Origin of the sequence: Curtobacterium flaccumfaciens, assembly GCF_004361695.1 — a bacterium.
Lineage (GTDB): Bacteria > Actinomycetota > Actinomycetes > Actinomycetales > Microbacteriaceae > Curtobacterium > Curtobacterium flaccumfaciens_B.
In genome coordinates, this window is record NZ_SNVW01000015.1 from 25,978 (window position 1) to 35,835 (window position 9,858).

At 72.4% G+C, this 9,858-nt stretch carries 7 protein-coding genes; 6 read left to right on the forward strand and 1 reads right to left on the reverse strand.

The features are described from left to right. Window position 1 precedes the first annotated feature (1 nt). Window positions 2-1,978, reverse strand: a complete 1,977-nt coding sequence (locus EDF64_RS16595) for a glycoside hydrolase family 127 protein (protein WP_133521066.1) — start codon at window positions 1,976-1,978, stop codon at window positions 2-4. Window positions 1,979-2,150: 172 nt separating this feature from the next. Here EDF64_RS16595 and EDF64_RS16600 point away from each other — a divergent pair, with 172 nt between their 5' ends. The 6 genes from EDF64_RS16600 to EDF64_RS18330 all read left to right on the forward strand — a co-directional run bounded on the left by EDF64_RS16600 (window position 2,151) and on the right by EDF64_RS18330 (window position 9,833). After that, complete coding sequence (locus EDF64_RS16600; RefSeq protein ID WP_133521067.1) at window positions 2,151-3,149, forward strand: LacI family DNA-binding transcriptional regulator; 999 nt, start codon at window positions 2,151-2,153, stop codon at window positions 3,147-3,149. Between the two features lie 324 nt (window positions 3,150-3,473). After that, a complete protein-coding gene (locus EDF64_RS16605; protein ID WP_133521068.1) occupies window positions 3,474-5,243 on the forward strand; it encodes a xylulokinase in 1,770 nt (589 codons plus the stop codon). Next, window positions 5,240-5,950 (forward strand): L-ribulose-5-phosphate 4-epimerase, encoded by a 711-nt coding sequence (locus EDF64_RS16610; RefSeq protein ID WP_133521069.1) that lies wholly within the window; start codon window positions 5,240-5,242, stop codon window positions 5,948-5,950. Before EDF64_RS16605 ends, EDF64_RS16610 begins: the two co-directional genes overlap by 4 nt. Continuing rightward, a complete protein-coding gene (gene araA / locus EDF64_RS16615; protein WP_133521070.1) occupies window positions 5,947-7,464 on the forward strand; it encodes an L-arabinose isomerase in 1,518 nt (505 codons plus the stop codon). Before EDF64_RS16610 ends, araA begins: the two co-directional genes overlap by 4 nt. Before the next feature lie 16 nt (window positions 7,465-7,480). Further along, a complete protein-coding gene (locus tag EDF64_RS16620; RefSeq protein ID WP_133521071.1) occupies window positions 7,481-8,755 on the forward strand; it encodes a D-arabinono-1,4-lactone oxidase in 1,275 nt (424 codons plus the stop codon). A 118-nt stretch (window positions 8,756-8,873) separates the two neighbouring features. Continuing rightward, window positions 8,874-9,833: a cation-transporting ATPase gene (locus EDF64_RS18330; RefSeq protein WP_166645781.1), complete on the forward strand. Its 960-nt coding sequence runs from the start codon at window positions 8,874-8,876 to the stop codon at window positions 9,831-9,833. Window positions 9,834-9,858: the final 25 nt, after the last annotated feature.

The following is a 9,858-nucleotide window of genomic DNA, read 5'->3' on the forward strand; positions in this document are numbered from 1 at the left end:
GTCACCGCGCCAGCGGGAGCCAGACGCGCATCGGCGCGGCTCCGCGGTTCGCCCAGGCGTAGTACGGGACCGCGGTCGCGGTGACGGCCTGGAGGCCCGTGGTGGCGTCCGAAGCGCCAGCCACGTCGTCGACGCTGGTGGCGTCCACGGCGCGATCCGCGCCTCCAGGCCCGTCCAGACGCTGGTACGGCCACGCTGCCTGCGCGTGCTCGGCGGGGGCGTGTCCCTGGATCCGCAGCGTGACGATGCCGTCGAGGAGGCCGTCCTGGCGCTCCTCGGTGATCGGCGCGTCCGCGTCGACCGTCAGGTCGTCGACCGTGAAGCCCTGCTGGTCCGCCTGCTCGACCGCGTAGACCAGCGGGCCGCGCTCGATCGCGACCTGCCCGCGGGCGGCGTCGATGCGGGTGTCGGCGACGTACCGGTGCGGCGTGGTGTCGAACGCGAGCTCGACGGTGTCGCCCGCGGTCCACTCACGATCGATGACGTGGAGCGTGCCCGCGGCGGGACTCGCGTCGCCGCCGGCGCCCGTGACGGTCGTCGTGTCCGACCACGCCGGGATCCGCAGGCCGAGTGCGAGCGGGCCGTCCTCGGTCACCGTGACGAGCACGCGGCCGTCGTGCGGGTAGCCGGTCTCGACGCGCACCGGGCCGAGGTCGGCGGTCGCGTACTGGTGGACCTGCAGTCCGCCGTCGGTCGCGGTCGCGAGGTAGCCGTCGAGGCTGGCGAACGTCCGCATGATGTTCGGCGGGCAGCACGCGCAGTCGAACCAGCCGCGGCGCCCGTGGGCGGGGGAGCGGTTCTCGTCCTGGTGCGCGTGGTCGCGCTGCTGCAGCGGGTTGACGTAGAAGTACTCGGTGCCGCCCAGGCTGACCCCGGCGAGGAACGCGTTGTACAGCAGGCGCTCGATCGCGTCGGCGTAGACCGGCTTGCCGGTCGCGAGCAGCAGGCGCCACGCCCACTGGATCCCGCCGATCGCGGCGCAGGTCTCGGCGTAGCCGCGGTCGGTCGGGAGCTCGTACGGGTCGCCGAACGCCTCCCAGTCCCAGCGTGCGCCGAGGCCGCCGGTGATGAACGCCTTCGTCGCCATCATGTCGGCGAACTGCCGCTCGCTCGCGGCCAGCAGCTCGGTGTCGCCGGTCTCGATCGCGACGTCGACCGCACCCGCCGCCAGGTACACGGCGCGGACGGCGTGGCCCTCGACGGTCGTGGCCTGCCGGCTCGGCACCCGGTCGGAGAAGTACGTCGGCTCGCCGCCGGCGCGCTCGATGATGCCGTGGCCGCGGGCGTCGACGAACCAGTGCGCGAGGTCGAGGTAGTCGCGGTTGCCGGTCTCGCGGTAGAGCTCGACGAGGCCCATCTCGACGACGGGGTGTCCGTCGATGTCGGTCGTCTTGCCGTCGCCGTCGCCGAAGGTCCGGACGAGGTGGTCGGCGTTCTTGATCGCGACCTCGAGCAGGCCGGTGTCGCCCGTCGCACGGTGCTGGGCCACGGCCGCCTGGTACAGGTGCCCGGCGCAGTACATCTCGTGGCTCCACTTGAGGTCCGTGTACCGCTCGCCCTTGCCGCGGATCTGCTGCACGGAGTCGAGGTAGCCGTCATCGGCCTGCGCCTGGGCGTAGAGGGCGGTGACCTCGCGCTGGAGCTCGAGCAGGTCCTCGGACGGTGCGCGGCCGTACTCCCACGCCACCGCCTCGAGCCACTTCGTCACGTCGGAGTCCATGAAGATCGGGCCGGTGGCGTCGCCCTCCTCGAGCCCTGCGGCGATCCGGAGGTTCCGGAAGTTGCCGGCCGTCTCGAGCAGGGAGTACCCGCCGCGGATCGCGTCGCGACCGTTGCGCTCCTGCCGGAGTGCCCAGAAGCCGCCGGTGATCCGGGCGTCGTCGGTCGGCAGGGGTCGGAGCGTGAGGTGCGCGTCGGCGGTCGGGAGGACCGGCGTCGCGGTCTGCGCGCGGCTGTCGGTCGCGAGCGTGGTGGTCATGTCGCCTCCTTGCGATGTGACTGGTGCCGTCCCGGTGTCCGCCGATCGTGCAGCGTTCGGAAAACGGTTTCTGCGGTGGACGTTACGACACCGATCTGCGCTGCGCAAGAGGCGTGAACGGTTTTCTGCGTATGCTCATCGTCACGTCCCGCGATCCGGAAAGGAACTTGCCGTGACCCTCGAGCGCACGACACAGCCCGTCCGGATCACCGACGTCGCGGCGCTCGCCGGGGTGTCGATCGGCACCGCCTCGAAGGCACTCAACGGCACCGGGCAGCTCCGCGACTCCACGCGGCTCCGGGTGAAGGAGGCCGCCGAGAAGCTCGGGTTCGTCGGCGACGCCCGGGCCCGCGCGCTGTCCTCCGGCCGGACGTACACCGTCGGCATGATCACCACCGACTCGTTCGGCCGGTTCTCGATCCCGGTCCTGCTCGGCGCCGAGGACGCCCTGTCCGCCGGTCAGATGGCCGTGCTGCTCTGCGACACCCGCGACGACCACGTGCGCGAGACGCACTACCTCCGCTCGCTCGCCGCCCGCGGGGTCGACGGCATCATCGTCACCGGGCGCTCGGCGGACCCGCGCCCGCCCATCGACGTGTCCATCCCCGTCGTGTACGCGTTCACGCCGTCCACCTCGGCGTCCGACGTGTCGATCACCCTCGACGACTCCGCTGGGTCGTCGGCCGTGGCGTCGCACGTGCTCGAACTCGGACGGTCACGCGTGGCGATCGTCACCGGGCCCGCCCGTCACCGGTCCGCCGTGCGACGGGTGTCCGGCGCCACCGCCGTGCTCGGCTCCCGGCTGGTGGGCGAACCGCTGTACGGGGAGTGGTCGGAGCGGTGGGGGCGGCAGGCGGTCGACGTGCTGGCGCGGGGATCGGTGGACGTCGACGCGATCGTGTGCGGGAGCGACCAGATCGCCCGCGGTGTGTGCGATCGGCTGCGGGAGCTCGGCCGGTCCGTCCCCGAGGACGTCGCCGTCACGGGGTTCGACGACTGGGACGTGATGGCACTCGCGAGCCGTCCGCCGCTGACGACGGTGGACCTGCGGCTCGAGGAGCTCGGCCGAGTGGCTGGGCAGGCGCTGCTGAGCCTCATCGACGGGGGATCGGCGTCGTCGGCCGCGGTCACGCCGAACCTGGTCGTCCGCGAGAGCACGGTCGGCGCGTAGGGCCGCGCGCGCCGCCGCGCGCCTCACGATTCGCGCCTCGGGGTCGCGCCGGTTCGCCGAGATCGCACTCCGGCGGGCATCGGTCCCCAATGTCCCCGCGAAAGTGCGATTTCGGCGGAGCGATTGCCTGGGGCGTGTTCGGTGAGATCGCAGTTCGGCGGACGATTCGCGCGATGAACCCCGACGAAGTGCGATCTCGGCGGAGGGGGCGTCCGGGCTCGAGCGGGCGGCACTTCGTGCGACCCGCGAGCCGCGTTGCGGGAGTGAGCGCTCACGTGCCAGGATGTGAGCGCTCACGAGGACGACGAGGTCTGGGAGGACTGCATGAGCGACGATCGCCGACACCAGGTCGTGGACGGCCGCACGACGCTCGGCATCGAGCTCGGCTCCACGCGCATCAAGGCGTGCCTGGTGGACGAGGACCTCGTGCCCATCGCCGCCGGCTCGCACGAGTGGGAGAACGAGTTCGTCGACGGCCGCTGGACCTACTCCCTCCAGGCCGTCGAGACCGGTCTCCGCGCCGCGTACGCCGCCCTCGTGGCCGACGTCGAGGCGCAGTACGGCGTGACCCCGACGACCTTCCGCGCCGCCGGCGTGAGCGCGATGATGCACGGCTACCTCGCGTTCGACGCCGATGACGAGCTGCTCGTGCCGTTCCGGACCTGGCGCAACACCTCGACGGGTCCCGCGGCGGAACGGCTCAGTGACGCGCTCGGCTTCAACATCCCGCTCCGCTGGTCGATCGCGCACCTGTACCAGGCCGTCCTCGACGACGAGCCGCACGTGCCGGAGATCGCCGGCATCACGACGCTCGCCGGGTACGTGCACCGACGGCTCACCGGCCGTGACGTCCTCGGCGTGGGGGACGCGAGCGGTGTCTTCCCGATCGACAGCAGCCCCGTCGACAGCGGCCCGGGCGACCCCGGCTCGCGCGACTTCGACGACGAGATGCTCGCCGTCACGCAGGACCTGTTCGGCGAGGCGGTGCCCGACCTCCGAGCCCTGCTGCCCGAGGTCCTCGTCGCCGGGGACGACGCCGGCACCCTCACCCCCGAGGGCGCGGCGTGGCTCGACCCCACCGGTTCGCTCCGACCCGGCGTCCCGCTCTGCCCGCCCGAGGGCGACGCCGGCACCGGCATGGTCGCGACGAACGCCGTCGCCCCGCGGACCGGCAACGTCAGCGTGGGCACGAGCATCTTCGCGATGGTCGTCCTCGAGCAGCCGCTCGAGTCCGCGCACGAGGAACTCGACGTCGTCACCACCCCGTCCGGCGACGCCGTCGCGATGGTGCACTGCAACAACGGCGCGAGCGAGATCGCGAGCTGGGCGAAGGTGTTCGGACGCTTCGCCGAGGCATCGGGCAGTCCGATGGCGACGGACGACGTGTTCCGGGTCCTGCTGGACGAAGCCGAACAGGCCGACCCCGACGCCGGCGGGTTGCTCTCCTTCAACTACCTGGCGGGCGAACCCGTCACCCACGTCGAGGACGGCCGGCCCCTGCTGCTCCGCACCCCCGACGCGCGCTTCACCCTCGGCAACCTCGTGCGCTCCGAGGTGCACGGGGCGTTCGCCACGCTCGCGATCGGCATGGACGTGCTGCACGGCGAGGACGTCCAGGTCGACCGGATGACGGCGCACGGCGGGCTCTTCCGGACGCCCGGCGCCCCGCAGCAGCTGCTCGCCGCCGCACTGCGCGTCCCGGTTGCCCTCGAGGAGACCGCGGGCGAAGGCGGCGCCTGGGGCATCGCCGTGCTCGCCGCGTACCTCGAGCACACCGAGCACCACCTCGCCGACTTCCTGGCGGACACCGTCTTCGGTGGGGAGACGGTCCACGTCGCCGACCCCGAGCCGCGCGACGTCGAGGGCTTCCAGACCTACCTCGGCCGGTACCGCGCTGCCCTGCCCGTCCAGGCCGTGGCGGCAGCGGCGACCCGACCCGAGACGACCGGAACCGGTGCGGCAGCGGCGACCCGACCCGACGCGACCGGAACCGGTGCGGCAGCCGCCCCCGGCGCCGACGCGACCACGACCCGAGGCGAGGGGACGGCGGGAGCCGAGCCGAGCCTCCCGGCAGAGCAGGAAGTGACCAGATGACCAGCGCAACCGACCCCGACACCCAGCGGGCCGTCGCCGCCACCCGCGAGCGGGTCGCACGCCTGCACGGCGAGCTCGTCCGCTACGGCCTCGTGATCTGGACCGGCGGCAACGTCTCCGAGCGCGTGCCGGGCACCGACCTGTTCGTGATCAAGCCGAGCGGGGTGTCCAGCGACGACCTGCGCCCGGAGAACCAGGTGGTCTGCACGCTCGACGGCGTCCCCGCCGACGGCTGGGACAACGCGCACGGACCGTCGAGCGACACCGCCGCGCACGCCTACGTGTACCGGAACATGCCCGAGGTCGGCGGCGTCGTGCACACCCACTCGACGTACGCCACCGCATGGGCTGCCCGTGCCGAGGAGATCCCGTGCGTGATCACCGCGATGGCGGACGAGTTCGGCGGCCCGATCCCGGTCGGCCCGTTCGCGATCATCGGCGACGACTCGATCGGCCACGGGATCGTCGACACCCTCAGCGGACACCGCAGCCGCGCGGTCCTCATGCAGAACCACGGCGTGTTCACCATCGGTCGTGACGCCAAGGACGCCGTGAAGGCCGCCGTGATGTGCGAGGACGTCGCCCGGACGGTGCACATCGCGAAGCAGGGCGGGGACGTGGTCCCGATCCCGCAAGCAGACATCGATCGACTCTTCGATCGCTACCAGAACGTCTACGGACAGAACCCCGAAGGAGCACTGCGATGACGCACGTCGACCCCACCGAGACGCTGGCGGGCTACGAGGTCTGGTTCCTCACCGGCTCCCAGGGGCTGTACGGCGAGGAGACCCTGCGCCAGGTCGAGGAGCAGAGCAAGGCCGTGCACGCCGAGCTGGCCGCGGCGCTCCCCGTCACGCTCGTCTGGAAGCCCGTGCTGAAGGACGCCGACGGCATCCGCCGCGCGCTCATCGAGGCCAGCGCGGACGACAAGGTCATCGGCGTCACCACGTGGATGCACACGTTCAGCCCCGCGAAGATGTGGATCGGTGGGCTGCAGGCGCTCACGAAGCCGCTGCTGCACCTGCACACGCAGGCGAACGTCACGCTGCCGTGGGCGGACATCGACTTCGACTTCATGAACCTCAACCAGGCCGCGCACGGCGACCGTGAATTCGGCTACGCCCTCGCCCGCCTCGGCGTCCGGCACGCAACCGCCGTCGGGCACGTCTCGGATCCCCGCGTGCAGCAGCGCGTGTCGAACTGGACCCGAGCCGCAGCCGGTGCTGCCGCCGTCCGTGAGCTGAAGCTCACCCGCTTCGGCGACAACATGCGGTACGTCGCCGTCACCGAGGGCGACAAGACCGAGGCCGAGATCGAGCTCGGCGTGCAGGTGAACACGTGGGCGGTGAACGAGCTGGCCGCAGCGGTGTCGGCGGCGTCGGACCACGAGATCGACGCGCTGCTCGCCACCTACGACGCGTCCTACGACCTCGTACCGGAACTCCAGGAGGGGGGCGAACGCAGAAGCGCGCTCCGCGACGGCGCGGCGATCGAGATCGGCCTCCGTACCCTGCTCGCGCAGAACGACAGCGCCGCGTTCACCACCAACTTCGAGGACCTCGGCACCCTCAAGCAGCTCCCCGGCCTCGCCGTGCAGCGCCTGATGGCCGACGGCTACGGCTTCGGCGCCGAGGGCGACTGGAAGACCGCCGTCCTGGTGCGTGCGATGAACGTCGCCGGCGCCGGTCTGCCCGGTGGTGCGAGCCTGATGGAGGACTACACCTACGACCTCACCCCCGGGGCCGAGAAGATCCTCGGTGCTCACATGCTCGAGGTCTCGCCCACGCTCACGACGACGAAGCCGACGCTGGAGATCCACCCGCTCGGCATCGGCGGCAAGGACGACCCGGTGCGCCTGGTCTTCACGGCCGACTCCGGCGAAGCGGTGGTCGTGGCGCTGTCCGACACCCGCGACGGCTTCCGCCTCACCGCCAACGTCGTCGACGTGGTGCCCCCGACCGCGGCGCTGCCGAAGCTGCCGGTCGGCCGTGCCGTCTGGGAGCCGCGTCCGTCGTTCCCGGTCGCCGCGGAGGCCTGGCTCACCGCCGGCGCCGCCCACCACACCGTGATGACGACCGCCGTCGGCCTGCAGGTCGTCGAGGACTTCGCCACCATGGTGGGTACCGAGTTCCTCGTCATCGACGAGCACACCACCGCTCGCGGGTTCCGCGACGAGCTGCGTCTCCAGCAGACGTGGCACCGTCTCGACCGCGGTTTCTAGGAGTCAGGACCCCACGATGAGCGACGTGATCGCGGCCGAGCGCACGCGGACGAACTGGGCGGGCAACGTCACCTACCGGGCGTCCGGTCTGGCGCGTCCGACGTCGGTGGCCTCGTTGCAGGAACTGGTCGCGTCGACGCCGCGCCTGACGGCGCTCGGCTCGCGGCACTCGTTCAACACGATCGCCGACACCGACGCGGTCCAGGTCTCGCTGGCAGACCTGCCGCCGGTGCTCGACATCGACACGTCGCGTCGTGTGGTCCGCGTGGCCGCCGGCATGATCCACAGCCAGGTGGCGGCCGGCCTGGAGGCACGTGGCTGGGCCCTCGCGAACCTCGCGTCCCTGCCGCACATCTCCACGGCCGGGGCGGTCGCCACCGGCACGCACGGTTCCGGTGTGCGGAACCCGTCGCTCGCGCAGGCGGTCGTCGGCCTCGAGGTCGTCCGCGCCTCCGGTGAGCTCGTGCGGGTCGACGCGTCGTCGGCGGACGGCGCGCTCGACGCCCACCGGGTGGCACTCGGTGCGCTCGGCATCGTCACCACGGTCGAACTCGCGATCGAGCCGACGTTCCAGGTCGCCACGACGGTGCACCTCGACCTGCCGTGGGACGCCGTCGCCGAGCACTTCGACGAGATCGTGTCGGACGCGTACTCGGTGTCGATGTTCACGTCGTTCGACGACCGGGGCGCCCGGCAGGTCTGGGTGAAGCACCGCGTGGACGAGCCGGCGCCGTCCGTCGACCTCGTCGCGCTCGGTGCCCGCCCCGCCACCGGCCCCGTGCACCCGGGGGACAACGACCCCGCCGGTGTCACGGAGCAGGGCGGTGTCCCCGGGCCGTGGTCCGAGCGGCTCCCGCACTTCCGGTCGTCGTTCACGCCGTCGACCGGCGCGGAGATCCAGGCGGAGTACCTGCTGCCCGCCGCCTCGGCCGTCGCCGCGCTGCAGGCCCTGCGCCCGCTGCAGGAGCTGTTCGCACCGCTCCTCATCGCCGCCGAGGTCCGCACGATCGCGCCGGACACCGCCTGGCTCGCGCCGTCGTCCGGACGGCAGTCGGTCGGGATCCACTTCACGTTCCGCCGGGACGCCGAGGCCGTGGCTGCGGCGGTCGCGCGCATCGAGGAGGTCCTCGCGCCGTTCGACGCGCGACCGCACTGGGGGAAGGTGTCGGCGACGAGGGTCGAGCGGCTGCACGAGGTGTACCCGAGGCTGTCGTCGTTCGCGGCGCTCGCGCGGGACCTCGACCCGACCGGGCGGTTCCGCAACCTGTTCCTCGCGCGCGTCCTGGCCTGAGGCAGCGGGTCGGCTCCGGCCCGCTCGGGCGGGGCTCACAGGACATCCGGATGCGTTCTCGGGGTGTCGCACCGGGTGGATCCTGAGCGTTCACATGTACGGACGCAAAGGTCGGGGCATGGCGAACCTCAACCGCATCCTCGGCATGGCCTCGAAGGTCATCGACAAGCAGCTCCAGAAGCGCGGGCAGGGTGACGGTGCGCCCGGCACCGGCTCGCAGCAGGCTGGCTCGGACTGGCGGGACATCGTCCGGACGGCGGCGGACAAGCTGACCGGCGACGACCGTGGGCAGCAGCAGCAGCAGCAGCAACGGCCGCCGCAGCAGTACGGCCAGCCGGTGTCCGGCCAGCCCACGCCTGGCCAGTCGGCGCCCGGCCAGTACGGCCAGCCTGCACCCGGCCAGTACGGGCAGCCGCAGCAGTACGGGCAGCCGCAGCACGGCGGGCCGGTCGACTCGGACAAGGTCGCCCTGGCGAAGTACGACTACCTGCTCCGCACCTCGTCCCCGGACCAGCTCGAACAGGTCCACCACGACGCCTTCGCACGCCTCACCCCGGCGCAGCGTCAGCAGGTGCGGAACCGGCTCAACTCCGAGCTCCCGCCGCACGAGCACCTGCGCGACGACTCGGCCGGCGGGATGGCGCGGGCGATGACCCGCGGTGAGGTCGCACGCCCGGGCCTCATCCGACGCGTCCTCGGCGGCTCGGGCTCCGGTCGCCGGGGGAGCGGTGGTCGGGGCGGTGCCTTCGCCGGAGGAGCCGCCGTCGGTGCCGGGGCGATGGCGCTCGGGGGCATCGGTGCCGCCGTCGCCGGTGGGGCCGTGCTGAGCGCCGCTGCCGGACCGGTGCTGGCAGAGGCCGCGAACGTCGGCGTCGACTTCGAGGGCATCGCCTCGGGCATCGGCGACCTCGGCCTCGCGGACCTCGGTGGTGGCATCGAGGGACTCGCGGGCGAGGGCGAGCAGCTCCTCGGCGGGTTCGGTGAGCAGTTCTCCGGGCTGGGGGAGCAGGCGTCGGGCCTCGGCGAGCAGGCGTCGAACCTCGGCAACGACTTCCTCGGAGGCCTCTTCGACCGCTGACCCGGTACCCGGATGGAGCGCCCCC